Source organism: Bacillus sp. FJAT-29937 (assembly GCF_001509555.1).
Taxonomy (GTDB): domain Bacteria; phylum Bacillota; class Bacilli; order Bacillales; family Cytobacillaceae; genus Cytobacillus.
The window spans coordinates 54,264-79,343 of the sequence record NZ_LMAS01000004.1; the positions used below are offsets into that span (position 1 = coordinate 54,264).

General features: G+C 37.2%; 25 protein-coding genes and 1 other annotated feature. Of the genes, 8 read left to right on the top strand and 17 right to left on the bottom strand.

Going from position 1 to position 25,080, the window contains the following annotated elements; translation table 11 throughout:
• Positions 1-106 precede the first annotated feature (106 nt).
• Entirely contained in the window at positions 107-841 is a 735-nt protein-coding gene (gene prpE / locus AR328_RS10425) for a bis(5'-nucleosyl)-tetraphosphatase PrpE (RefSeq protein ID WP_066294877.1), read from the top strand.
• A 34-nt stretch (positions 842-875) separates the two neighbouring features.
• On the opposite strand, the gene AR328_RS10430 is transcribed toward prpE, so the two are convergent.
• The 4 genes from AR328_RS10430 to AR328_RS10445 form a co-directional block, all read right to left on the bottom strand.
• A complete protein-coding gene (locus AR328_RS10430) occupies positions 876-1,772 on the bottom strand; it encodes an RluA family pseudouridine synthase (RefSeq protein WP_231734800.1) in 897 nt (298 codons plus the stop codon).
• A 35-nt stretch (positions 1,773-1,807) separates the two neighbouring features.
• The gene (locus tag AR328_RS10435; protein ID WP_066294878.1) at positions 1,808-2,602 is read right to left on the bottom strand and encodes an NAD kinase; all 795 of its coding nucleotides are present in this window, start codon (positions 2,600-2,602) and stop codon (positions 1,808-1,810) included.
• Between the two features lie 25 nt (positions 2,603-2,627).
• Positions 2,628-3,278: a GTP pyrophosphokinase gene (locus tag AR328_RS10440; RefSeq protein WP_066294881.1), complete on the bottom strand. Its 651-nt coding sequence runs from the start codon at positions 3,276-3,278 to the stop codon at positions 2,628-2,630.
• A gap of 97 nt (positions 3,279-3,375) precedes the next feature.
• On the bottom strand, positions 3,376-3,747 hold the full coding sequence (locus AR328_RS10445) for a hypothetical protein (protein ID WP_066294883.1): 372 nt from the start codon (positions 3,745-3,747) through the stop codon (positions 3,376-3,378).
• A 176-nt stretch (positions 3,748-3,923) separates the two neighbouring features.
• On the opposite strand from AR328_RS10445, the gene AR328_RS10450 reads away from it, so the two are divergent.
• From AR328_RS10450 to AR328_RS22525, 5 genes are all read left to right on the top strand, one after another.
• A complete protein-coding gene (locus AR328_RS10450) occupies positions 3,924-4,526 on the top strand; it encodes a CYTH domain-containing protein (RefSeq protein WP_197414449.1) in 603 nt (200 codons plus the stop codon).
• 3 nt (positions 4,527-4,529) lie between these two features.
• Positions 4,530-5,168 carry a lytic transglycosylase domain-containing protein gene (locus AR328_RS10455; protein ID WP_066294888.1) on the top strand — a complete coding sequence of 213 codons (639 nt, stop codon included), beginning with the start codon at positions 4,530-4,532 and terminating at the stop codon, positions 5,166-5,168.
• Positions 5,169-5,362: 194 nt separating this feature from the next.
• Positions 5,363-5,770: a globin domain-containing protein gene (locus AR328_RS10460; RefSeq protein ID WP_066294890.1), complete on the top strand. Its 408-nt coding sequence runs from the start codon at positions 5,363-5,365 to the stop codon at positions 5,768-5,770.
• Entirely contained in the window at positions 5,767-6,654 is an 888-nt protein-coding gene (locus AR328_RS10465) for a ClpXP adapter SpxH family protein (protein WP_066294892.1), read from the top strand. Before AR328_RS10460 ends, AR328_RS10465 begins: the two co-directional genes overlap by 4 nt.
• Before the next feature lie 328 nt (positions 6,655-6,982).
• A complete protein-coding gene (locus AR328_RS22525) occupies positions 6,983-7,132 on the top strand; it encodes a hypothetical protein (protein ID WP_442854445.1) in 150 nt (49 codons plus the stop codon).
• Positions 7,133-7,365: 233 nt separating this feature from the next.
• Here AR328_RS22525 and pepF read toward each other — a convergent pair whose 3' ends face one another.
• The 5 genes from pepF to spxA form a co-directional block, all read right to left on the bottom strand.
• Positions 7,366-9,183: an oligoendopeptidase F gene (gene pepF, locus AR328_RS10470; RefSeq protein ID WP_066294893.1), complete on the bottom strand. Its 1,818-nt coding sequence runs from the start codon at positions 9,181-9,183 to the stop codon at positions 7,366-7,368.
• A gap of 113 nt (positions 9,184-9,296) precedes the next feature.
• Positions 9,297-10,496, bottom strand: a complete 1,200-nt coding sequence (locus AR328_RS10475) for a competence protein CoiA (RefSeq protein WP_066294894.1) — start codon at positions 10,494-10,496, stop codon at positions 9,297-9,299.
• A gap of 102 nt (positions 10,497-10,598) precedes the next feature.
• A complete protein-coding gene (cls, locus tag AR328_RS10480; protein WP_066294897.1) occupies positions 10,599-12,116 on the bottom strand; it encodes a cardiolipin synthase in 1,518 nt (505 codons plus the stop codon).
• A 57-nt stretch (positions 12,117-12,173) separates the two neighbouring features.
• Positions 12,174-12,836 (bottom strand): adaptor protein MecA, encoded by a 663-nt coding sequence (mecA, locus tag AR328_RS10485; protein ID WP_066294898.1) that lies wholly within the window; start codon positions 12,834-12,836, stop codon positions 12,174-12,176.
• 252 nt (positions 12,837-13,088) lie between these two features.
• Positions 13,089-13,484, bottom strand: coding sequence for a transcriptional regulator SpxA (gene spxA, locus AR328_RS10490; protein WP_066294900.1), 396 nt, complete (start codon positions 13,482-13,484; stop codon positions 13,089-13,091).
• A gap of 567 nt (positions 13,485-14,051) precedes the next feature.
• Here spxA and AR328_RS10495 point away from each other — a divergent pair.
• On the top strand, positions 14,052-14,237 hold the full coding sequence (locus tag AR328_RS10495) for a hypothetical protein (RefSeq protein WP_066294902.1): 186 nt from the start codon (positions 14,052-14,054) through the stop codon (positions 14,235-14,237).
• 207 nt (positions 14,238-14,444) lie between these two features.
• Here the strand turns inward: AR328_RS10495 and AR328_RS10500 are convergent, their stop codons facing one another.
• From AR328_RS10500 to AR328_RS10520, 5 genes are all read right to left on the bottom strand, one after another.
• Positions 14,445-15,380, bottom strand: coding sequence for an ABC transporter ATP-binding protein (locus AR328_RS10500; protein WP_066294904.1), 936 nt, complete (start codon positions 15,378-15,380; stop codon positions 14,445-14,447).
• A gap of 2 nt (positions 15,381-15,382) precedes the next feature.
• Complete coding sequence (locus AR328_RS10505) at positions 15,383-16,450, bottom strand: ABC transporter ATP-binding protein (RefSeq protein WP_066294906.1); 1,068 nt, start codon at positions 16,448-16,450, stop codon at positions 15,383-15,385.
• Between the two features lie 35 nt (positions 16,451-16,485).
• Positions 16,486-17,400 carry an ABC transporter permease gene (locus tag AR328_RS10510; RefSeq protein WP_066294909.1) on the bottom strand — a complete coding sequence of 305 codons (915 nt, stop codon included), beginning with the start codon at positions 17,398-17,400 and terminating at the stop codon, positions 16,486-16,488.
• Between the two features lie 3 nt (positions 17,401-17,403).
• Positions 17,404-18,339, bottom strand: coding sequence for an ABC transporter permease (locus tag AR328_RS10515; protein WP_066294911.1), 936 nt, complete (start codon positions 18,337-18,339; stop codon positions 17,404-17,406).
• 132 nt (positions 18,340-18,471) lie between these two features.
• The gene (locus AR328_RS10520; protein WP_066294916.1) at positions 18,472-20,118 is read right to left on the bottom strand and encodes a peptide ABC transporter substrate-binding protein; all 1,647 of its coding nucleotides are present in this window, start codon (positions 20,116-20,118) and stop codon (positions 18,472-18,474) included.
• 611 nt (positions 20,119-20,729) lie between these two features.
• Positions 20,730-20,947 (top strand) — a binding site (T-box leader).
• Between the two features lie 111 nt (positions 20,948-21,058).
• Between AR328_RS10520 and trpS the strand changes: the two genes are divergently transcribed.
• Positions 21,059-22,048 (top strand): tryptophan--tRNA ligase, encoded by a 990-nt coding sequence (trpS, locus tag AR328_RS10525; RefSeq protein ID WP_066294918.1) that lies wholly within the window; start codon positions 21,059-21,061, stop codon positions 22,046-22,048.
• Positions 22,049-22,228: 180 nt separating this feature from the next.
• Here the strand turns inward: trpS and AR328_RS10530 are convergent, their stop codons facing one another.
• The 3 genes from AR328_RS10530 to AR328_RS10540 all read right to left on the bottom strand — a co-directional run bounded on the left by AR328_RS10530 (position 22,229) and on the right by AR328_RS10540 (position 25,020).
• Positions 22,229-22,975 carry a YjbA family protein gene (locus AR328_RS10530; protein WP_066294919.1) on the bottom strand — a complete coding sequence of 249 codons (747 nt, stop codon included), beginning with the start codon at positions 22,973-22,975 and terminating at the stop codon, positions 22,229-22,231.
• A 167-nt stretch (positions 22,976-23,142) separates the two neighbouring features.
• Entirely contained in the window at positions 23,143-24,048 is a 906-nt protein-coding gene (opp4C, locus tag AR328_RS10535; RefSeq protein WP_231734812.1) for an oligopeptide ABC transporter permease, read from the bottom strand.
• Between the two features lie 21 nt (positions 24,049-24,069).
• Positions 24,070-25,020 carry an ABC transporter permease gene (locus tag AR328_RS10540; protein WP_066294926.1) on the bottom strand — a complete coding sequence of 317 codons (951 nt, stop codon included), beginning with the start codon at positions 25,018-25,020 and terminating at the stop codon, positions 24,070-24,072.
• Between the last annotated feature and the right edge of the window lie 60 nt (positions 25,021-25,080).

The following is a 25,080-nucleotide window of genomic DNA, read 5'->3' on the forward strand; positions in this document are numbered from 1 at the left end:
CTAGGCTAACCATTTTTATGTAACTATAATATTTAACTATTTTGAATAGATTATTAGGATAAGAATTGTATTAATTGATATGATAAAAATAAAAAAGGAGATACATATGAAGCTTGATATTATTGGAGATATTCACGGATGTTTTCATGAATTTAAAGAGCTGACCATTAAGCTTGGCTACAGCTGGGGGAAAGGGATTCCCATTCATAACAAAAACAGAAAATTAGCTTTCGTAGGAGATTTAACAGATCGTGGTCCACATTCTTTAAAAGTGGCGGAAATTGTTTGCAAGCTTGTTAGCGGAGGCAACGCCTATTATGTGCCTGGAAATCATTGCAACAAGCTATACCGCTTCTTCCTGGGGAATAAGGTACAGCTTACCCACGGCCTTGAAACGACCGCTGCCGAATATGATTCTCTCGATAAGAAAAATCAACAGGCAATTCGAGAAAAGTTTATGAACCTATATGAGAATGCTCCACTTTATGCCGTTCTAGATGAAGGGAAGCTAGTCATTGCCCATGCAGGCATAAGAGAAGACTATATAGGCCAGCATTCTGAAAAGGTAAAGACCTTCGTGCTATATGGAGATATTACCGGAGAAAAAAATCCAGACGGCTCGCCTGTCCGAAGAGATTGGGCCCAAGCCTATCATGGAAAAGCGGTAATTGTGTATGGTCACACACCTGTAAAGGATGTCAGGATCGTTAATAATACATACAATATCGACACTGGGGCTGTATTTGGCAATAAACTATCTGCACTTCAGTATCCGGAAATGGAAATCGTATCTGTCCCATCGACCATGCCGCTAGTGAAAGAAAAGTTTCGGAAAATTTAGCTCTTACAAAGGGAAAGGGTGACTATACTAACAGTCACCCTCCTTCTAAAAGTATTTTTCTCAAATCATCTGGCAAATCCTGCATAAAAGTAAGCCTTTCCTCAGTCATCGGGTGAACAAATGAGATTCTGCTGCAGTGCAAGGCTTGGTGTGAAAGCAATTCCAGCTTTCCTCCGTAAAGCTCATCCCCAAGCAAAGGGTGGCCCAAATATGACATATGCACCCTGATTTGATGGGTTCGCCCTGTTTCAAGTCTTAGCTTTATATGGGTAAAGTCCCGATATTTTCGAATAACCTCATAATGAGTGCAGGCATACTGCCCTTCTGGATTCACTTCTCTTTCAATGATACTATCCTTTTTTCTTGCTATTGGCTGCCTAATAACACCATAATCTTCTGTCAGAAGTCCTTCAGCAATTGCTTCATATTCTCTGTTTATCATTCCAGCTTTTTGCTGTTTGCTAAACAAATGATGGATATGCCGATGCTTAGCAACTAGAACAATGCCTGATGTATCACGATCAAGTCTTGTCACAATATGGGTTGTAGCGTTTAAACCAATTTGCTGATAATAGCCGATCAAGGCATTTGCAAGGCTGCCGGCAGGATGCTCCCTAGAAGGGATCGTACTAATGCCGGCAGGCTTATTTACTACTAGTAAAAAGTCATCTTCATACAATATGTTTAGCGGGAGCTCTTCCCCTTTAATCCCATCACTTGGAATTTCTTCAGGAAATCCAATAGTCAGGATGTCTCCTTCTTTAAGTGTATAACGGACCGTTTGTTCATTTCCATTTACAGCAATGAAACCGCCTTTAAATTTAATATCGGTTAAAGACGTTTTCGAAATTTCCTTTTCATGTAAAAAACCTTTAATGTTTTTATTTTCGTCTTCCGAGGTTATACGCCACATTAGTTCAAACGTTGACAATCTATTCTTGTCCACCTTTTTCTTTCATAACTATATTAGTCAGCCACAAATGAATCATGGACCCTTTTCCAGAATGGGAACGGACGAAAACGGGCAAAGCGAATCTTTTCATCGGCGACACGGAATTGAATTGATTTTACATCCTTATGAAGCAGATTTAAATGATCAATTGTAATTTGAAAGTCTGGGCCATTAACCGGCTTTAGCATACATGTATGGTGTGCAGGAAGAACAAGCGGTGATCCGACAGTCCGGAACACTTTATTATTGATAGACGCCATTTCCGCAAGCTGAATGGCAGATAAGGAAGGATGAAGAATGGCACCGCCTAATGCCTTATTATAGGCGGTGCTCCCAGAAGGGGTTGATACACATAGCCCATCCCCTCTAAACCGTTCAAAATGCTGACCGCGTATTTCTACATCCATAACGAGGGTAGCATCAACCGCCTTGACTGTAGATTCATTTAAGGCAAGATAGCGGGTTTCTCTTCCCCCGTGCTGATAACGAATGATCACTTCCAGCAATGGATATTCACTCACTTGAAAGGGGGTTTTCGCAATGGCAATAACTAGTTTCTCAATCTCCTCAGGCACCCAATCCGCATAAAAGCCTAAATGCCCTGTATGAATTCCAACAAATGCTGTTTTGTCCAGTCGGCCGGTATAACGATGAAAAGCGTACAACAAAGTGCCATCCCCACCAATTGAGACGACAATATCAGGCTTCTCTTCGTCATAAACAAGATCAAAATCCAATAAATACGTTCTCATTTTATGCATGAGTGCATTTGATTTATTATCGCCTTTCGATGTAATGGCAAATTTCATCGCAATAATTCTCCTTTATCAACATTTAACCTTTATGTGAATCAGGGTTGTTGCCTTGCTGTTCTTTATTTCTTGAAAAAAAAGCTTGAGCTTCCTGGATTTCCCCTCGAATTAGCGACATTTCTTCATCAAGCATGAAAGCTGCCTCTGCTGCCCTTTGAAGTCTCATTTGAATATCCTTTGGAAACTGCCCCTTATACTTATAATTTAGCGAATGTTCAATAGTTGCCCAAAAATTCATCGCAAGTGTACGAATTTGAATCTCAGCCAAAATCTGCTTTTCACCATTAATTGTTTGAACGGGGTAGCGAATGACAACGTGGTAAGACCGATAGCCGCTTACTTTCTTGTGGGAAATATAATCTCGTTCTTCCACTATTTCGAAGTCATTTCGCTTTCTTAACAATTCAACAACCTTTTTAATATCATCAACAAACTGACACATCATCCGAAGTCCTGCAATATCTTGCAGCTCCGTGTCTAATATATCTAAAGGAATGCTTTTTTGATTAGCCTTATCAAGTATACTTGCAATAGGCTTCACTCTTCCTGTTACAAATTCGATCGGCGAGTGTGTACCTTCTTGTTCAAATTGTTTACGCATTCCTTTAAGCTTGATCTTTAATTCTTCCACAGCCTGCTTATATGGAGCCAAAAATTGATCCCAATTTTTCACTTCATCAACACCTCATCCGAAAATATTGTCTAATTAAAATCTGCCTTTAAAGGAAATTTAGGCTAGATTATGTATGGGCGGATGATTATTCAATTAATTAAAAAATGCTTTCGACCTTTTTAACCATCTCTTCTCCGTAATTACTATTCCCCTTAATATTTTCAATTAAGTAGCTGAACTCTTCTATAAATCCAGGAAGATGGATCCGATCTTTGCTATCTGTAACATATACTTTAAACTCCGAGTCTAATGCTTCCTTAAGCTTCGACCAAATGGATTCTGGAATTGCTAAATATGTATACTCATCATTCATGTCTGTTATGTAAACAAAGGAAAGATTATCTGAATCAACTAACATCTGCTCCATTGGCTTTAAATCAATAACGGAGTAACCTTCCTCTGCTATGAATTCAACTTCCCTTTCATTCTCTCTGAAACTTGCATCAATTATCGATATTTTCTTTGTCATTATTTCTACCTCCAAACTTATCTTATTTTATCGCAGATTATCGGGCAATAAAACCCTAATATAAGTATTTTGCATAATCATTTTCAAGTATTTGCTTTTCTTATGCTTAAAAAAATTGCAGTAAACAATTAGTAAGTGGATAATTAGACAGTGAACATCTGAAAGGAATGAAAAATTTGTCGCAATCAATTGAAATAGAATTAAAAAACATCTTAACAAAACAAGAATTCAATAAGTTAATAAAGTTTTTTCAGTTTAACGATGAAAATTTTTTCACACAGGAAAATCATTATTTTGATACGAAGGATTTTGCTCTAAAAAAGGCCGGCTGTGCTCTAAGAATAAGACGAAAGAATAATCGATATGAACTAACACTTAAGCAGCCTTACGGGGACGGACTTCTTGAGACGAATGAATATTTGACTGATGAGATGGCTGAGAACATGTTCCAAACGGGAAAAACAATGGTGGAATCGATTAGAAATTTAATTGAAGGAATGAAGATCGATCCTAACCTCATGCAGTATTTTGGCTCATTAACAACGAATCGAGCCGAAACAGCCTATAAAAATGGACTGATCGTATTGGATCATAGTTATTATTTAAATAAAGAGGATTTTGAGATAGAATATGAAGTAAGTAATAGAGAAAAAGGCCTGGAAGTATTTTCAGAATTGCTATTACATTTAGATATCCCAATCCGCAAAACTGACAATAAAATTATGCGATTTTATAATGAAAAATATAATCAACAAGCAAGGTTTAAAAAGGAGAACTAGGAAATGAATGTAGAGCAATTAAAAATTATGCTTGACTTGCAAGCCCTAAAAAACTTTAACAGTTCTCAAGCTCCATCAGAAAATAGCCAACTATTTCAAGATCTGTTGAATCAATTATTGCAAGAAACTAATTTGCCTGATTCAACTGCTAATGAAATACAATTTGAGAAGTTTGCCAGTCAAACCGAAAGCAACCCTCAAGCGGTGATAAATGGGCAATCATTGCCTCCATTCATGCTTACGAAGCTATCGGGTTCCGGAACGGAAACAGCTTTTGATGAAATTATTGAAAAAGCATCAGAGCTTTATCGTATTCCAGCCAAATTGCTGAGATCTGTCATAAAGCAGGAGTCTAATTATAATCAATATGCAATCAGCCATTCAGGCGCATCTGGATTAATGCAGCTGATGCCAGAAACTGCAAAGTCTTTAGGTGTGAAAAATGTTTTTGATCCACAAGAAAATGTTTTTGGCGGAGCGAAATATTTACGTCAAATGCTGAATAAATATGATGAAAATATTGAACTAGCTTTAGCAGCCTACAATGCTGGACCAGGAAATGTCGATAAACACGGAGGGATTCCTCCATTCAAAGAAACGATGAATTACGTTCGAAAAATCAAGAGTGCATTTCTATCCTAAGCTTTTAGTGAAAATTAAGGGAGTGCACCTCTTCAAAAAACTCCCTTGAAATTTTTTGAAAGCTATTTATTTGAGTTAAAAATCACACATTGATAGAATGAAAATAGATTACTTGATCAATTGCTAATCATTTATCTTAAATGTCTGCTAACAGGCTTAACATTATATAACTCAAATAAGGGAGATTTTTTATTATGGTCGAGAAAATGCATACACCGTTCGATGCGATTGGAGAAGAGAAGCTCCATCAACTTGTGGAAGCTTTTTATCATCGAGTGGGACAACATCCTGATCTCGTTCCTATTTTTCCAGATAATCTTACTGAAACAGCAAGAAAGCAAAAGCAATTCTTAACCCAATATTTAGGCGGCCCCCCATTGTATACGTCCGAACATGGGCATCCAATGCTTCGTGCCCGGCATCTGCCTTTCGAAATAACTGAAACGAGAGCCAAAGCATGGCTTTCATGCATGACAGAAGCGATGGACGAGATTGGGCTGGAAGGACAAATACGAGAAGATTTTTATGCAAGACTCTTTTTAACTGCACAGCATATGATTAATACATCTGAAAATGAAAAGATGAAAGGTGAGAACTTGTGAACAATCAAGAATCATTCGAATCAAAGTCGCCATCACCTCATTGTCATGGCAATGAGAAAAAGCCGCTTGAATTGTACTTGTTCATTGATCCTCTTTGTCCTGAATGCTGGGCTCTTGAACCCATCTTAAAAAAACTCATGATTGAGTATGGTCGTTATTTTTCCATTAAGCATGTCATAAGCGGAAGATTGTCGACATTGAATATAGGCAGAAAGCATAGCTACGATAGCATAGCTGAGCTTTGGGAAAAAACTGCAAGCCGTTCAGGAATGTCATGTGACGGAAACCTTTGGTTTGAAAACCCCATTTCATCTCCACATCTTGCATCGGTTGCAATAAAAGCTGCAGAGCTGCAAGGCAGAAGAGCAGGAATACGGTTTTTGCGAAAATTGCAGGAAGTGTTATTCTTGGAAAAGCAAAATGTTTCTAGCTTGGATATATTAAGAGATTGTGCAGAAAATGTGGGCTTGGATGTAGCGGAATTTATTTCTGATATCCACTCTGATAGTGCCGCAAAAGCCTTTCAATGCGACTTGAAAATTACCGCAGAAATGGATGTACAAGAAATTCCTACCCTCGTCTTTTTTAATGAAAATATCGAGGATGAAGGAATAAAAATTACAGGTGTTTATCCTTATGAGGTGTATGAGCAAATTTTAGAGGAAATGCTGCTGGATAAGCCTGAACGCTTAGCTCCGCCCCCTTTAGAAATCTTTCTAAAGTATTTTAAATTTGTTGCTTCTAAGGAAATTGCAGTTGTCTACAATATGACGATTAATGAAGTTGACCGCGAAATGAAGAAGCTGCAATTAAAGCAAGTAGTCGAACAGATTCCCGTTAAGTACGGTATGTTTTGGAAGTTTAATTCTTCAGATGAAATTTGAACTCATTTCTTATAACTCTATACCCAAAAAAAGACCGTACAAACTAATTTAGTCTGCGCGGTCTTTTTTTATATATAATACGAAAAAGGGGATGGGAGAAATCTTTCACGGTCAAACAAGGGGTAGGTGTTTGTGTGTGATCAACTTCATGTCTGTAATATAACATGAATTTCGGGAGTGCACAATAAGTTTGTGCCTTATTTCACAATATTGTCAAATACTCAACATAATAGATGGACGACTGAATATAATATAATACCCATTATGCCTATACTAGCTAACACTCTAACAGGAGGAGTTCTAAGTGAAAAAGCTTCCTTTTGTTCTTATGATTATCTTTATTTCTCTTTCCTTTATCTTAAATTTCTTCGCGCTTATGAAGATGTTTCCCATTTATATAAGCTCACCGCTATTATTTTTATCGATATTAATTCTCATTATCACGATTAATGACCGGAAGAAGTTTAAAGGTTTTTGAATCTGTTATATAAAAGGAGAATGAAGTTTAGAACCTCATTCTCCTTTTTTCTGTCCAGCTTCAGCGCCTACCCCCTCGAGGTCACAAGCCAATCCTCCCAGAAAGGTAAAGAACACCTTTCCGGGAGGCTCGTCTTGTGCTTGTCGGGGGTGACCACAAAGGAAAGCTTCTGCGAATATTCATCGCAGGAACAATTGTCCTTTATTGTTCCGAAGGCGCTTCCGCATTTCTATTTACCCTAATAATTTTTCCATTTCATTGAGCTTTTCTTCAAATACTTTACAAGCGTCCTCGACTGGTTTAGAGCTAGTCATATCCACTCCAGCTTTCTTCAGCACCTCTATTGGGTAATCGGAGCTTCCAGCCTTTAAGAAGTCAATGTATCGATTTACTGCAGGCTGTCCCTCATCTAAGATTTGCTTGCTTAATGCGGTAGCTGCACTAAAGCCGGTCGCATATTGATAAACATAATAATTGTAATAGAAATGAGGAATCCGGGACCATTCTAATCCAATTTCCTCGTCGATGATTAGATTTTCCTCACCAAAATATTTCTTATTCAGCTCATAGTAATCATTTGTCAGCGCCTCAGCCGTTAGAGCTTCATTATTCTGCGCCTTTTGATAAATTAGATGCTCAAACTCTGCAAACATCGTTTGACGGAATACGGTGCCTCTAAAGCCTTCTAAATAATGATTTAATAAATAAATTCTCTTCTTATCATCGTCCACTGTCTTTAATAAATAATCGTTTAATAGCGCTTCATTGCATGTTGAAGCAACCTCTGCAACGAAGATTGAATAATTGCCATATGGATATTTTTGAGTTTTTCTCGTGTAATAACTATGAACAGAGTGGCCAAATTCATGTGCCAGTGTAAACAAATTATTTATATTATCCTGCCAGTTCATTAGTATATATGGATGGGTCCCATATGAACCAGATGAATAAGCCCCGCTGCGCTTTCCTTTATTCTCGTAAATATCAACCCAGCGATTTTCAAAGCCTTCTTTCAACACGTTTATATAATCATCGCCAAGAGGGGCTAAACCTTTAAGGATCAGATCTTTAGCCTCATCATACTTAACCTCCATTTTGATGTCTTTAACAAGGGGTGTGTACAGATCATACATATGAAGCTCATTGACAGCAAGAACCTTTTTACGAAGCTTTACATAGCGCTGCAGCAAATGCAGATTGTCATTAACTGTTTGAACAAGATTATCGTAAACTGATTCTGGAATATTATTAGCAGCTAATGCTGAATGGCGAGCCGAGCTGTAGTTTCTAATCCTCGCATTGAAATTATTCATTTTAACATTTCCGCTTAATGTGCTTGCAAACGTATTGCGAAATTTCCCATACGTATCATAAACAGCTTTAAATGCATCATGCCTTACCCTTTGATCTTCACTTTCAAGGAATCTGCTGTAACGGCCATGCGTTACCTCAACCTCTTCCCCATTTTCGTCCTTAATAGAAGGGAATTCTAAATCAGCGTTATTAAGCATCCCAAATGTATTGCTGGAAGCAGAAAACACTTCTGAAGCTTGTGCAAGCAATGCCTCCTGTTCAGCAGACAGCACATGAGGGCGCTGTAAATTAACTTCGTCCAACGATTGCCTATAAAGCTGGAGTTCTTCCTTCTCCTCTAAGAAACCATTAATCTTCTCCTCATCAACGGCAAGAATTTCAGGTACAATATAGGCGAGACTGCTCGCAGCCTGTGAATATAAATTTTTTATTCGGTCATCCATCCCCTGATAATGAGAATTTGTTGTATCCTGATCATACCTCATATGAGCATATGTATAGAGCTTGCCAAGACGCTCAAGTAAATGATCTTGATATTGTAATGCCTCATATAATAAATTAGCACTTTCCCCCAACTTCCCTTGATACTTGCTTGCTCCAGGTATAAGTGCTTTTACATCATTGAATTCCTTATCCCATGCTTCATCATTAGAGAAAATATCCTCTAGCTTCCAAGTGTCCTCAACATTGATTTCACTTCTCGCAGGAAGTTTTTTTACAGCCGTTTCACTCGACATTTTCCATCCTCCATTCAATATTTCGTGTACCGAAAAAGGGTGCAAATTAATATTTCGCTTTACATGTATGAAATCCCTTCTATGTACAGTGTATTTCTGAATCGATATTTTTATCATACCCAGCTTAAACTCTTACTAATAATTCCCTTATATGATTGATAAAAAATTTTCTCACTTTCATACTGGTTTCCTATTGTTTCATCTACGATAATTGGCTTAACCATCTTAAATGAATTTTGACCTGCGGGCTTGAGTGTTTTTATTTGGACAAGTAAATCGATATATTCCTTCACAGCTACAAGTGCGCTTCCTTCTCGGGCTTGGGGAAACTGTCTAATTTTTATATCGCGATTTCGTACTCTCCTTTTAAAAGAATGCAAAATTTGCCCCATCGAAATCAATTTATATTGTTTTAGGACATCCATAAATAAGTAGCTTTGCCATTCAATTGCTGGAGTTTCAATAAAATGCAGATGTGGAACTGGTAAGCCGATTTCAGGCGGAAGCAGTGAAGGTGTAAGGGAATGAGTATAAAGTTCTTGGAGGAATTTATTGTGGACGGACCCATATAGAGGAATCGTAATGTTTTTTGCCTTTCTAATTTCTTTAATCCAATCATCTAATCGATTTGAGTGCCTGCTCCCTGGATTTAATAGATTTGATATCGTTAAATTGCTTAAAGTCGTGATAGAAAATTGTGCTAAGGAATGTTTAACTGAAATGGGCATGATGTGGTGAATAAGAATGAGGTTATTTGTAACTGGACAATAGGCGGGCAGAAACCAAGTTCCGGATGAGCTTTGTGTTAGGAAAAGATAATCAAATCTCGAAAGTGCAGCTAGATTTTGACTTTTCCGTTTAATATTTTTGCCTCCTATGATCCATATAGGAGTAATATTAGCATAATAATAGCTTTCAGTTCTTTTCACGAACAGTTCCTCTGGGATCGTAGAGCATTGATACTCTAATGCGTATGAAAGACCATTATACGTATATCCAATATCAGGCCTTTGGGCAATTTCTTTATAATATGGCTCTAGCTGAGGAGACAGCCCCTGCTGTTGAAGCCATTTATATAAGGAAAGCTTCCCCTTTAAATGGTATTCGGATTCTCTTTCGTACTTCTCTGAACAGACTGCTCCTTTTTCATGGGCAAAATGAGGAATTTTTATCTTGCCGACTTTTAATAGGACCCGCTCGTCGCACTCTGGGCAATAGAAGCTTTCAGTTTTTCTTAACTCTCTAAGCATTTCATGACTTTGATTATTTGCTAAACTAAACCATTCTCCTTGCTTTGTTTTTGAAACTAGCAAAAGATCATCTCCTTTCTTTTACGGATACTATTCGACAAATTACTTCATTTACCTTTAAATTTCATAAAAAATAAAGGAGCTGACCTTTAAGGCGCAGCTCCTTTATAGAAATGGGGATAACAGTCTTGAAGTTGATTCAATGATACGGTACCCTATCTTCCTTTTTTTGAATTTATCTAAATCAATCTCACTAGAGTATTGGATATCATTTAGGTATTCTTTAACAAGCTTGTCAGTACTTCTAGTTCGATATAAAAAGGCATTTACCTCGAAATTCAAATGAAAACTTCTCATATCCATATTAGCTGTCCCGATGGACGCCAGTTCTTCGTCAACGATGACTATTTTGCTATGCATAAAGCCATTCTCATATTCAAAGATCCTTACACCCGCCTCTAGCAATTCTGGAAAATAAGAACGTGACGCATAGAAAACAATTCTTTTATCAGGATTCTTCGGGACAAGAAGTCTTACGTCAATTCCGCTTAGGGCCGCAATTTTCAGTGCAGAAAATATATCTTCATCCGGAATAAAATATGGCGAAGCAATCCATACTGATTTTTCAGCTGATGTAATCATGGAGAAAAAGATATTTTTTATAACGCTCCACTCATTATCAGGGCCTCCAGCAATTAGATGTACGCCTCCGTGAATACTTTCCTCCAAATCAGGAGATAAATACTCCGGTGAATGGATGCTTTCATTTGTCATATAATACCAATCTTGAAGGAAAATCATTTGCAGGCTTCTCACAGCCTCTCCCCTCATAAATAAATGAGTATCGCGCCAAAAACCAAAGCTCTCATCTCTTCCTAAATATTCATCACCTATATTTAATCCGCCAACAAATCCAATACTTCCATCAATAACGATAATTTTACGGTGGTTGCGGAAATTTATTTTGCTGCTGAGAAATGGAAGTCTAACAGGTCCGAAGGGCACGATTTCGATGCCTGCTCTCTTTAATTCCTCTATATATTTCTTTGATAATCTCCATGAACCAACGGCATCATAGAGAAAACGGACTTTAACTCCTTCATGAGCCTTTTGTATAAGGAGATTTTTTATTTCCTGACCAATTTCATCATGACGTACAATATAATATTCTAAATGAATATGGTGAGTCGCTACTTTTAATGCATCTAAAATATGCTGAAAGGTTTCTTCCCCATTCGTTAGTACCTTTGTTTGTGTGGCAAAGGATATTGGACTATGTCCTAATTTTTGTGCCAAATGATACAATTTTCTCTGATGATCCCCCAACTGTCTCATTTTGTCCTCATTTGAAGGATCATTCTCACCTTCCACCCTTATAAAAGCTTGTTTATCGAGAATGTATTTCTGTCTAAACGTTTTTTCTTTCTTATAATTTCGCCCAAATAAAACATAGAAAATAAACCCGACTAGCGGAAAACTTCCTAAAACAACGAGCCACGTCAATGTTTGAGCAGGATGCCGATTTTCTAAAAATATAATAAAAGCAATAAATATCACTGAAAACGACATCAAAATACTGATATAGCCTAAATAGCCGCCTGTTTGCATGACATAATGATCATACAGATAAACAAGACCGACCATTATTCCTAGAAATAAGATAATTCTAACTGTGTTCTTCACCTTCTCACCTGCCAGTTGCCATAAAAAAAACCGATTTCAAAACTGAAATCGGATTTTCTATTTAAAATACAATCTTAATTGTTCAAATACATCCTCAGCGATGATTAGTTTTCCATATTCCTCAACGCGATGAATGGTAATTTGAGTTTCGATGCCATACTCCAATAAAATCGAAAGCATATTGTCAACATCCTCTTCACTGAAGATGTCCTCAGGAAATTCAACGAATAAAAAGTATCTTCCCTCAAAGGAATATAATTTTGTTGGAATGGAATCAAGACCATGCTGCTTAGATAGTGAAATAATATCCTCAAAGTCTTTAAAACTCAATAGAAAATCAAGATTTTCCTCATATTCTAATTCCTCATCCGAATTTGGATTAAAATGCTGATCAAGCAGATCTTCAATTCGCTCATCAACAGGAATATCCTTTAATTTTTCATCTGGTACGGGCAATTCAAATTTTTGGCCATCCTTTGAAAGCTGTGCCTTTGTAACAAGAATTTCTAACCCTTTATCTAATGCCTGAACTTGAATCCATAATGGACCTTCCACAGAGAACTCTTCATCTTCATGGACTTCCTCCATCATTTCCCAAAAAAGTTCTTCGCTGCGTTCGCGGTTATACCAAATTTCATCACGCTCAAAGCCTCTTTCTTCTATATCACCATAAGAAATATAAAACTTCACTGTATGATCATTTATTCTTTCAATTTCCATTTTGCAACTCTCCCTTCCGGAGTAGGATATTGCACCTTGTACTTGTATTTTATGATAAAAAGGATATAAAGGGAATTAAAATGTCACAACTTTTTAAAAACCATTAAACACCCAATACTTTATTATTTGCTTCATTTGGGTAAAACAAATTGTCTTCACATTTTAGCAAAATTCTTTTGCTTTCACAAACTTATTGCTTATCTAAAAATATATTAAAAGGACCCTCTTCATTAGAAAGAAGGCCCTGTCCTATTAATTTACTAAGCGCTGTGCTTCACGAAGCTGGAATGTACGGACTTTTCTAGGAAGAAAGCGTCTGATTTCATCTTCGTTATATCCAACTTGCAGTCTCTTTTCATCAATAATAATCGGGCGGCGAAGCAGCCCAGGATTCTTTTTGATTAATTCAAATAAATCTTGAAGAGGCATCGCTTCTAAATTAACATCTAATTTCTGAAAAATTTTCGATCTCGTTGAAATAATTTCGTCTGTTCCATCCTCTGTCATGCGAAGGATTGCTTTAATTTCATCAATTGACAGCGGTTCAGAAAAAATATTTCTTTCTTTATAAGCTATATCATGCTCTTCTAGCCATAATTTCGCTTTTCTGCAAGAAGTACAACTTGGTGAAGTGTATAATGTAACCATTTTACAATTTCACTCCCTTAAAATTTAGACATATAATCAATATTTGATTGGTTATTTGTTTAATAATGAACATATAGCTAATCCCTAAATTACAATAACTTTAAAAAAGTAATTTATATTAATTATTATACACGAAGAATACGTGTTTGGATATAACTTTTTATAATTAGATTAAAGTCTACAATATTCATTAAACAAATCACTTTTTTTGCAAATCTAGTATATAAGACGAATGAAGATGAAAAAAGTTTCATAAAATTAATTATTATTTTACCCGCCACATAAAATACACAATTCGCGAATCATTAAGTGGTCGCTGTAATTAGAATGACTTTTTTATTATTTAACTTTTACTTACCCTTTTTTTAAATTGTGAAACCTTTCCAACCCTCATTAATTCTCAATTAACTTCGTTGAATTGAAAAAATTATTTATTTATATTAAATGTAAGATAATTTCTTTTTCCCCTTTTATTGCATCCCAACTTCTAATACAATAAGAGTGTGGGGATATGATGATTGCGGTTCATAATTTTTATATGTGAAAATGGGAAATGGGGGGTTTACAATGACAGGATACATATTTGACTTAACGATTGTAGCACTTCTAATAATTGGATTAACTGCAACACTTGGTGTCATTACGAATGGGATTGGCGAGAAGTTCTTCGGCGGAAAAAATAAAAATGAATTCGTTGATCAATGTGCAAAATTCCAAACGGGCTGGAAAGCAGTTGGAGGAAAAAAGAAATAAACTCATATATAGATCTGAAAAGGGACTGAAACTCAGTCCCTTTTTGTTTTTTTAAAATATAAATTAATTAAAAATTTTCAATAGTATTTTTAATTAATTTGTTGTATACTTTTAAAAAGGAGCTCTTTATTAAAGAAAAGCGGAAAAGCGTGAAAGGATTAGTTTTTCTTAAAAAGAAAAACGATCTCATCCAAGAGATCGTTTTTATCATTTAGCATATTGTGCTTTGTATTGTTTTTCTTCTTTTTCTGAGCAATACACGAAATGTCCCGGTGTAATTTCACGCATTTCAAGCTTTTCGTTTTCACTATAGTTATGGACCTTCGGATCATACGAAATACGTTTGCGTGTACGCTCTGTATCTGGATCTGGAAGCGGAATCGCTGACAATAATGATTGTGTGTAAGGGTGGATAGGACTATTATATAGATCCTCTGCACTCGCAAGCTCAACCAACTTTCCAAAATACATCACACCAATACGATCACTAATATATTTAACCATTGAAAGATCATGAGCGATAAATAGGTATGTTAATCCTTTTTCACGCTGCAGCTTTTTCATTAAGTTAACCACTTGAGCTTGAATAGAAACGTCAAGTGCAGAAATTGGCTCATCAGCGATAATAAAGTCTGGTTCAACAGCTAATGCTCGTGCAATACCAATACGCTGTCTTTGACCGCCAGAGAATTCATGAGGATAGCGGTTAGCATGCTCTTTATTTAAACCAACCGTTTCTAATAGGCTATAGACCCTTTCCATCCGGTCTTTTTTGCCTTTCGCTAATCCGTGAATATCAATGCCTTCAGCAATGATATCTGCAACGGTCATACGAGGGTTAAGTGACGCGTAAGGATCTTGGAATATCATTTGCATTTTTCGGTTGAATTTCTTTAATTCTTTTGCTGATTTCCTGCCGTGTACATCTTCCCCATTGAAGAGGACCTGGCCATCAGTAGCATCATACAGGCGAATAATCGTTCGGCCTGTAGTTGATTTTCCACATCCTGATTCACCAACGAGTCCTAATGTTTCACCTTTGAAAATATCAAAAGTAATGCCATCGACAGCTTTAACCATGTTTGGTCTCCCAACATTGAAATGCTGCTTTAAATTCTTTATTTCTAATAATTTTTCAGCCATGTTTAGTTACCCTCCTTCACTAAGACTGGTTGTTTAAATGTGGAGGATAATGTGCGCATCCGTTTTTGAACTGCTGCAGGCGGTTCTACCTTTGGTGCATCTGGATGAAGAAGCCATGTTTTAGCGAAATGCGTTTCAGAAATTTGATACATTGGCGGTTCCTCTTCAAAGTCTATCGCAAGCGCATATTTATTTCTCGCTGCAAAAGCATCTCCTTTTGGAGGATTGGTTAAGTCTGGCGGTGTCCCTGGGATTGCAGCAAGATCTGCTTTATCATCATTGTCCAAGCTCGGCATTGACGCAAGTAACCCCCATGTATAAGGATGGCGAGGGTCATAGAAAATCTCATCAACAGTACCCATCTCCACAATTTGTCCGGCATACATAACAGCTACCCGATCTGCTACGTTTGCAACAACGCCAAGATCATGGGTAATAAAGATAATAGACGTATCCATCTTGTTCTGTAAGTCTTTCATTAAATCAAGAATTTGTGCTTGAATTGTTACATCAAGAGCTGTAGTTGGCTCATCAGCAATTAATAGCTTCGGGTTTGCAGCAAGTGCAATAGCGATCATCGCACGCTGTCTCATCCCACCCGAAAATTCGTGTGGATATTGGTTGACACGTTTTTCCGGCATTGGAATACCAACAAGACTAAGCAGTTCCACAGCACGTGCTTTAGCAGCCTGCTTCGACATATTTTGATGCTTAATGAGACCTTCCATAATCTGATAGCCAATCTTCATTGTTGGATTTAAGGAAGTCATTGGATCCTGGAAAATCATACTGATTTCTTTTCCGCGGATTTTTTCCATTTCTTTATCTGTTTTTGGAACAATGTCTTCACCGTTGAAAAGAATCTGTCCACCAGTAATTTTTCCTGGAGGCATCGGAATTAATTTCATAATTGTCTGGGAGGTAACACTTTTACCGGACCCTGATTCACCAACAATAGCGAGTGTCTCTCCTTTATAAAGGTCAAAGCTAACCCCGCGGACCGCTTTCACATTTCCTCCATATGTTTGGAACGAGACTTCTAAATCTTTCACTTCAAGTATTTTTTCCATTTTCTCACTCCTTTTCTAGCTCCGGCATTTCTAGTTTATTTGCGAAGTCTTGGGTCAAGTGCGTCACGTAATCCGTCCCCAATTACATTAAAGGCAAAAATAGTTAAACAAATAAACGTAGCTGGGAAGAATAGACGCCATGGATAATAGCGTAAAGCTGGCAAACCGTCATTAGCCATTGTTCCCCAGCTGGCTAGAGGCGGCGTTAAGCCAAGGCCAATATAACTTAAGAACGCTTCAGTGAAAATGGCAGATGGAACAGTTAACGTCATAGTAACCATAATTGGTCCCATCGCGTTTGGTATTAAATGTCGACCCATAATTCTTGACGTGTTTGCACCAAGTGTTTTCGCGGCTAGGACATACTCTTGACTTTTCAATGACAATACTTGTCCACGGACAATACGCGACATATTGATCCAGCCGGTAATGGTCATTGCTAGAATCATTGTCCCAAGTCCTTGCCCTAGTACTACCATTAATAGGATAACTAGCAATAAGTATGGAACTCCATATAGGATATCAGCAAAACGCATCATAAATTCATCTGTGCGTCCGCCTTTATAGCCAGCGATACCACCCCAAATTACACCGATGAATAAATCAATAAGTGCAGCAGCAACTCCAATAAAGATAGAAATTCTGGCACCTTCCCAAGTACGTACGAATACATCACGACCAAGATCATCTGTACCAAACCAGTGCTCTGAAGATGGAGGTTGGTTTTTATTTGCTAAATCATTTGTACGATAATCATATTCTGTCATATGTGGTCCAAAAGCCGCCATAATGATTAGTAAAAGTAATAGAACTAACCCGAACATAGCAAGCTTGTTTTTTCGGAATCGGATGGAAACATCTTTCCAAAATGAAAGACTTGGCTTTGAAATTTTTTCAGCGTTTTCTAATTGGGATCCGACAAGTTGAAATTTATCTTTCGAAATCTGCATTGTTTACTCTCCTTTCTTCCCGCCAGCAAGTTTGATGCGTGGGTCGATGAATCCGTATGCAATGTCAACAAGGAGAATAGATACAAGTAGCAATACACTATAGAAGACTGTTACACCCATAATAACAGTGTAATCGCGGTTTGTAATACTTGTAACGAAATGCGCACCTAAACCTGGAATACCAAAAATTCTTTCGATAACAAAGCTTCCTGTTAAGATACTAGCAGTTAAAGGCCCCAAATACGTGACAACTGGTAAAAGTGCATTACGAATTGCATGCCTTACTGTAATAACTCCTTGGCTTAAACCTTTTGCTTTTGCTGTTTTAATATAATCATTGCTCATTACTTCAAGCATACTTGAACGAGTTAACCGTGCAATAAATGCCATTGGTGTCGAACCTAATGCTATCGCTGGAAGAACAGTATGCATAAAGGTTTCCCAGCGGGCGACTGGGAATAAGCCCAGTTTAATCGCAAATACATATTGAAGAACGGAAGCCATAATGAAGGACGGAACAGAGATCCCCAAAACAGCAATGACCATAGCCGTGTAATCTGGCCATTTATTATGCCTTAATGCAGCGATAATCCCTAATAGAACCCCAAATGCAATTGCTAAAAAGATTGCTTCCATTCCAAGCACGAAAGAAACAGGGAATCCATCATTGATTAAATCGTTTACTGTTTGGCTCTTATACTTAAATGATGGGCCGAAATCCCATTTTGCAACTCTTAGTAAATATTCCCCGTATTGAGCATACCAAGGTTTGTCCAAACCATAGTGAGCATTTAAATTCGCTTCAATTTCGGGAGGCAGCTGCTTCTCAGATGTAAATGGGTTTCCGGGTGCAATGCGCATGAAGAAAAACGTCGCTGTTACGATCAGCCATAAGGAAACAAGCATATACAGTAAGCGCTTTCCAATATATTTAGCCATTGACTAACACCTCCAATTTTTTACTTTTGTCATCTAGAAAAGCGGAAGCGCCATTTTCAGGCGCTGCAGCAAAACAGAAAACTAAGGTATACAGGGAGATACCCCATATACCTTTAGTTTAACTACTTATTCTTATTCAAAATAAGCCCATTTATACTGTACATCACCTAAGCCAGATACGACAACATCTTTTAACTTTGGATCTTGAACCCAGTTGTTCGTGTAGTAGTAAATTGGTGCGATTGGCATTTCATCCATAAAGATAGCCTCTGCATCCTTTAACATTTGTTGACGAACTTCTGGATCTCCTTCAGTTGCAGATTTTGCAAGTAATTCTTGATATTCTTTGTTTTCCCATCCAGTATCGTTGTTTCCGCCTTTAGCGTCACGGAACATTTCAAGGAAGTTGATTGCATCGTTGAAATCGCCTAACCAGCCCATACGAGCAACTTGATAATCAAGTGAATGTACTTTATCTAGGTATACAGCCCACTCTTGGTTATCAAGATTTACTTCTACACCAAGATTGTTCTTCCACATATCTTGAATTGCTTGAGCAATCTTTTGATGTGCTTCAGAAGTATTGTAAGAAAGCGTTACTGCAGGAAGCTCAGAAGCATCTTTAAGACCCATTTCTTCTAAACCTTTTTGTAAATATTCTTTTGCTTTTTCAACATCATTATCATTGAAATAGCCTTTTTCATTTTCTTTAAACATTGATGGCGGTACAAGCGCCATAGCTGGCTGCTGCTCACCTTGAAGGATGTTGTCAATTAGTTCTTGACGATTAATTGATAAAGCAAAAGCTTTACGGATATTTACATTGTTAAATGGTGCAACTGTAGTATTGAACTTGTACTTGTAAACACCAGCGATTGATTGTGTTGTTAAACGGCCTTCGTCTTTAAGTGCTTGCATTGCATCAGTTGGAAGCGCACCTGTTGGAGCACCAGCCCAATCAAGCTCACCATTATCGAACATTGATAATTCTGTATTTGGATCATTAATCATGATCATTTCAATCTTAGTTAATTTTACTGCATCTGCATCCCAATAAGTTTCGCTCTTTTCAAGAACAATTTTATCACTATGAGCCCATTCAGTCATTACGAAAGGACCGTTAGTTGTATAGTTTTCACCAGCATCATTAGCCCAATTTGGGTTTGCTTCGGCAATTTTGCTGTTGAATGGAAGGTAAGTATAGAATGCTGTTAACTCTAAGAAGAATGGAGTTGCGTTTTCAAGAGTAACTTCAAGCGTTTTCTCGTCTAAAGCTTTAACTCCTACTTCATCAAGTGAACCGCCAGCAGTGTTAGCTGCTTCTCCACCTTTAATGTAATAAAGCTGGTACGCATATTCTGATTGATTGTTTGGATCTAAAGCCCATTTCCAAGCAGCTTCGAAGTCATTTGCAGTGACAGGATCTCCATTTGACCATTTTGCGTCACGGATTTTAAACGTGTACACTTTTTGGTCATCAGATACTTGTACATCTTCTGCCATTGCATTTTCTGGCTTGCCATCTTTCCCAATGCGTGTTAAGCCTTCAAGAGTTTGGCGAAGAACTGTACCAGAAGTTGAATCCTTTGCAAGTCCAGGGTGTAAAGATGGTGGTTCAGTATTGATATTAACTCTTAATTCTTGCGGCACATCAGACTTTGCTGCGTCTTTATCTGCGCCTTTGTCTCCACTGTCAGCATTATCTTTTCCTCCGCAAGCAGCAAGGAACATACTTAGTACTAACAGCATACTAAAAAAGATCGATAATCTTTTTTTCACGGTGTGAAACCCCCTATTTTTTTCTGCAAACGTTTTCTTTACTTTTGATTCCAAATACAAGTGTACATCGTGGGTAGATTACCAAAAAAGTCTGTAAATTAAATCGAGTTTGATAAACAGACATTGTGATAGCAAATAAAAAAGTAAGTTTGTACTTATAATAAAATGATTATCCCTAAATTCTGACAACTAATCAGAGAGCTGGAATTTAGCATCTTTATTTTTAGTAGGTAAACTTACTTTTTTAGTATAATAAAAAACCTCACATTTATACTGTAAACACTTCGTAATAATTGTAATCATTTTGTAAAGATTCCACTTGCTAAATTAATTATAAATTCATAAAAAAATTATTGCAAGTTGTTTTATTAGGATTATAGCAATCTAGCATTTTATTTTTACAGAAAATACTTATAACACGGGATTTCTTACACCAATAAAAAAATTAAAAAAATATGATTTTTTTGTGTTATTATGTCGATTTTTTTCTCTCTTAGAAAAACGAACTTTCTGAATATTTTCTGAATATAATGTTTTCTATTTTACTTATTATGTTATATTCTTGATTATTTATTTCATTTGTTATATTCTTAAGAGTAATAAAATAAATGTTAGCGGCAATGAGAAAGAGTAGTACATTTACTATGGTTTCGAGAGAGCCTGTGGCTGGTGTAAACAGGTAACCATGTAGATCGAATGGACTTTTGAGCCCCTCAATTATACGAATGACGTATCCTCACGTTACAGAGGGTTCTATGCGCTTTAAGCATAGTAAAGAGTGACTCATATTGAGTAATTAGGGTGGCAACGCGGACCATTCGTCCCTATCTATTAGGGATGAATGGTCTTTTTTTTGTCCGAAAATTTTTTCAAAATATTATTTCGAACGTTACTCTTTTGTACTGACTCTTTTTCAGCCAAATTTAAAGGAGGAAATTGAATGAAAACGATCTTTTCTGGCATACAGCCAAGCGGTACCATAACACTTGGGAACTATATTGGTGCCCTTAAGCAATTTGTTGAACTGCAAGATGAATATAATTGTTATTTTTGTATTGTGGATCAGCATGCGATTACAGTCCCGCAAGACAAAATGGAATTAAGGAAGAATATTCGAAGCTTAGCTGCACTCTATGTAGCCGTTGGGATTGACCCAGAAAAAGCTACCCTTTTCATCCAATCCGAAGTACCTGCACATGCACAAGCCGGATGGATGATGCAATGTATTTCCTATATTGGCGAGCTTGAAAGAATGACACAATTTAAAGACAAAGCAGCTGGAAGAGATGCGGTTCCTTCCGCATTATTAACGTATCCGCCTTTAATGGTTGCAGATATTCTTCTATATAGCTCTGATCTCGTTCCTGTTGGCGAGGATCAAAAACAGCATATCGAATTAACTCGTGATTTGGCTGAACGATTTAATAAAAAATATAATGAGATTTTCACTATTCCAGAAATACGAATGCCTAAAGTTGGCGCTCGCATTATGTCACTTCAAGAGCCAACTAAAAAAATGAGTAAATCCGATCCAAATAAGAAGGCATCTATTACCCTTCTTGATGATATTAAGCAAATTGAAAAGAAAATAAAAAGCGCTGTGACCGATTCTGAAGGAATCGTCAAATTTGATAAGGAAAATAAACCTGGTGTATCTAATCTTCTTTCTATTTATTCGATTTTCTCTGGAAAAGAAATTAGTGAAATTGAAAATATGTATGAAGGAAAAGGGTACGGGGATTTCAAATCTGATTTAGCTGAAGTAGTTGTCAATGAAATCAAACCAATTCAAGACAAATACTATGCCCTTATGGAATCAAATGAGCTGGATGACATTCTTGATCAAGGTGCTGAAAAAGCTGCAGCTGTTGCAAATAAAATGCTGAAAAAGATGGAAAATGCAATGGGACTTGGAAGAAAAAGAAGATAATCAGAAATGCGGAAGCGCCTTGCTCACCCCCGACAAGCACAAGACGAGCCTCACGGAAAGGTGTCCTTTGCCTTTCTGGGAGGATTGGCTTGTGACCTCGAGGGGGTAGGCGCTGCAGCTAGACAATTCTATAAGCAAAAAAAATCTATCACATTGATGATAGATTTTTTTTGCTTCCTTCTAATTTACTTTAGGACCGTGCTCCATTTCCCATAATTTCTCAAAAAACGGCTGCCCTTTAATTAAATTCTCGCAGAATTGCTCATGCTTGTTTGTCCATCCATATTTACTCTGTTCAAATAACTGAAGCCAAGCATCCTCAAAAGCCATTTGCTGAATAGCTTTATAGCTTTCTGGACTCCACTCCGTATACCAATAACGGACTTCTGCTACGTTTTTGGAAGAATAAAGCTGATCTAGCGCCATAAATAATAGTTGCTTTAATTGTCTTTCCTTTCTAGTCAATCCTGCCATCAATTCAGGTGAGGGAGAAAGAATATGAAAATTCTTTAAGGCCCTTTGATCATTAAATGAATATGGGATGACATCATGATTAGAAAGCATTTCATAGGCTAGTTGTTCCTGTCTAGGAATGAGCCTGCTTTTTCGAATAGGAATATTGTAGCCGATCGTATCAACGGCTAATATTCCCTCCCCATCTGATACAACAAAGCAATAGTCTAATTGGACGCGCTCATGATTTTTCCTTAAATACGCCTTTTGATAAATATCATCTAACAGTTGTTGAGGCAATTCCGATAAATCATTTTCAATATAGTTAAATAGAACAGGATCAATTTTGATTAATGGTACTTGGTCTAATAGTTCTACCCCATCATCTTTACGCCATTCATGAAAGTGGCAAACATTGTATCCATTTTCTTCTCCTTCAAACCAGTTCACCCAAACATCGTGAAGATATAACATCTTTTACCCCCCGCTTCAACAAGCTATTTGTCACTCAGTATGGGCAGCGGGAAGTAAAATTATTCCTAAAATAGTAAGAGGTAGGGAAATATTTCAATCAGAATAACGATAAATAAACAAAAAATAAAGTCTCCCCTATGTAAAAATCAGGCAGAGACTTTTCATCTTTAATCTTGGGTTTTTGGATCTAACGCATCTCGAAGTCCATCTCCGATAAAGTTAAAGCATAGAACAGTAATCAATATGAGCAATCCCGGGAAAAAGGAATACCAAGGTGCTGTTTTCAAAACTGTAAAATCTTGTGCATCTTGAAGCATATTTCCCCAGCTAGGAGTAGGAGGCTGAATACCGAGACCTAAATAACTTAAAGCCGCTTCTGTCAAAATGACATTTCCAATTAATAGAGATGCAGAAACAATAATTGGCCCCATCGCATTTGGCAATATGTGACTAAAAATAATTTTGTAGGATTTAGTCCCTATCGTTTTCGAGGCAAGCACAAACTCCCTTGTTCTTAACGATAGAAACTCCCCTCTCACAAGTCTTGCAGTACTTGTCCAACTTATTAAAGCAATAACAAGAATTAAGTTAAACGTACTTGGCTTAAAAATAGAGACGACTGTGATTAATAAAAAGAGACTTGGTATTGAAATGACAATATCAACTAATCTCATGAGCATTGCATCTATAATACCGCCAAAATAACCAGCAATAGCCCCAACGCTAACTCCGATTATTAGAGCCCCTAAAACAGAACCAAAGCCTACTAGTAAAGAAATCCGTCCTCCATATAATAGCCTTGTGAAAATATCACGTCCATAGCGATCGGTTCCAAGCCAATATTCCGCACCCGGCGCTTTTAGCTTGTGCAATAAATTCATATCCTCAAATTTATATGGTGCAATGACTGGAGCCAATATGGCTGACATGATAATTATAAACAACACGATGGCTCCAATAACAGCTAACTTATTCTTCATAAATTTACGGAAAAATATTTTGGTTAGAGTATCTGGCTTGCTTTTCAAATGGGGGTTTAATTTTAAATCATCTTGTGAAATTTCAACATTTATTTGTGACAAAAAAACCCCTCCTTAATACTCGATGCGCGGATCGAAAATTGCGTACAAAATATCCGCTAGCAAATTTCCAATTACAACAAATACCGCTGAAATAACCGTTAACGCCATAATGACTGGGTAGTCGCGAAGAAACGCAGAGTCAATAAATAATTGACCTAGGCCTGGCCAAGCAAAAACCTTCTCTGTAATTGCCGCTCCGCCAACAAATGATGGAAGCATTAAACCGAAAAGGGTAATGATTGGTATCATCCCATTTCTAACTCCATGCTTGATAACCACTTTCTTTTCTTTAAACCCTTTCGACATCGCTGTACGAATATAATCCTGCTTTAGGACATCCAGCATGGAAGATCTTGTATAACGTGTCAATGCTGCTAAATCCGCTGTTGCAAGAACGAAGCCTGGAAGAATTAAATGGTGTATCCGGTCCCATATACTAAATGGCTGATTTAATGTTGCTACTCCCCCTGTTGGGAACCACCCTAATTTAACTGAAAAAAACATAATTAAAATGAGTCCCAGCCAGAAGTTTGGTGTTGCAACTCCGAGAAAAGAACCAACCGTAAACGAATAATCCAGCGGCGAATAGGGTCGCATTGCCGAGTATATGCCAATTGGGATCGCGATGAGCACTGCAATTACAAATGAAACAACCATTAATAATAGCGTATTTGGAAGTCTATTAAGAATAAGTTCACTAACCGGGGTTCCCCGTTTAATTAAAGATTCTCCGAAATCCCCTTTTGCCATATTTCCTAGCCATTTAACATACTGAATATGAATAGGATCGTTTAAACCATATTTTTCTTCAAATTTTGCTTTATCTGACGGCTTCATTTTTGGATCCATAAGCATTGCTACAGGTCCGCCTGGTGCAGCTTTTATAATGGCAAATGATAAAATGGTAATTCCGAATAATAAGGGAATAGCCATTAAAGTTCTTCTAAAAATGTATGAAATCATCGCCTATTCTCCCTTTCGAAGGATTTCAGTTTATTCAAATACATGGCTATTTTTAACCAG

Excerpts from the sequence above, each read along its gene's own strand:
- prpE (WP_066294877.1), top strand. The coding sequence starts at position 107 with ATGAAGCTTGATATTATTGGAGATATTCACGGATGTTTTCATGAATTT.
- AR328_RS10435 (WP_066294878.1), bottom strand. The coding sequence starts at position 2,602 with ATGAAATTTGCCATTACATCGAAAGGCGATAATAAATCAAATGCACTC.
- AR328_RS10445 (WP_066294883.1), bottom strand. The coding sequence starts at position 3,747 with ATGACAAAGAAAATATCGATAATTGATGCAAGTTTCAGAGAGAATGAA.
- AR328_RS10455 (WP_066294888.1), top strand. The coding sequence starts at position 4,530 with ATGAATGTAGAGCAATTAAAAATTATGCTTGACTTGCAAGCCCTAAAA.
- AR328_RS10460 (WP_066294890.1), top strand. The coding sequence starts at position 5,363 with ATGGTCGAGAAAATGCATACACCGTTCGATGCGATTGGAGAAGAGAAG.
- AR328_RS22525 (WP_442854445.1), top strand. The coding sequence starts at position 6,983 with ATGATTATCTTTATTTCTCTTTCCTTTATCTTAAATTTCTTCGCGCTT.
- pepF (WP_066294893.1), bottom strand. The coding sequence starts at position 9,183 with ATGTCGAGTGAAACGGCTGTAAAAAAACTTCCTGCGAGAAGTGAAATC.
- mecA (WP_066294898.1), bottom strand. The coding sequence starts at position 12,836 with ATGGAAATTGAAAGAATAAATGATCATACAGTGAAGTTTTATATTTCT.
- spxA (WP_066294900.1), bottom strand. The coding sequence starts at position 13,484 with ATGGTTACATTATACACTTCACCAAGTTGTACTTCTTGCAGAAAAGCG.
- AR328_RS10495 (WP_066294902.1), top strand. The coding sequence starts at position 14,052 with ATGACAGGATACATATTTGACTTAACGATTGTAGCACTTCTAATAATT.
- AR328_RS10500 (WP_066294904.1), bottom strand. The coding sequence starts at position 15,380 with ATGGCTGAAAAATTATTAGAAATAAAGAATTTAAAGCAGCATTTCAAT.
- AR328_RS10505 (WP_066294906.1), bottom strand. The coding sequence starts at position 16,450 with ATGGAAAAAATACTTGAAGTGAAAGATTTAGAAGTCTCGTTCCAAACA.
- AR328_RS10510 (WP_066294909.1), bottom strand. The coding sequence starts at position 17,400 with ATGCAGATTTCGAAAGATAAATTTCAACTTGTCGGATCCCAATTAGAA.
- AR328_RS10515 (WP_066294911.1), bottom strand. The coding sequence starts at position 18,339 with ATGGCTAAATATATTGGAAAGCGCTTACTGTATATGCTTGTTTCCTTA.
- trpS (WP_066294918.1), top strand. The coding sequence starts at position 21,059 with ATGAAAACGATCTTTTCTGGCATACAGCCAAGCGGTACCATAACACTT.
- AR328_RS10530 (WP_066294919.1), bottom strand. The coding sequence starts at position 22,975 with ATGTTATATCTTCACGATGTTTGGGTGAACTGGTTTGAAGGAGAAGAA.
- AR328_RS10540 (WP_066294926.1), bottom strand. The coding sequence starts at position 25,020 with ATGATTTCATACATTTTTAGAAGAACTTTAATGGCTATTCCCTTATTA.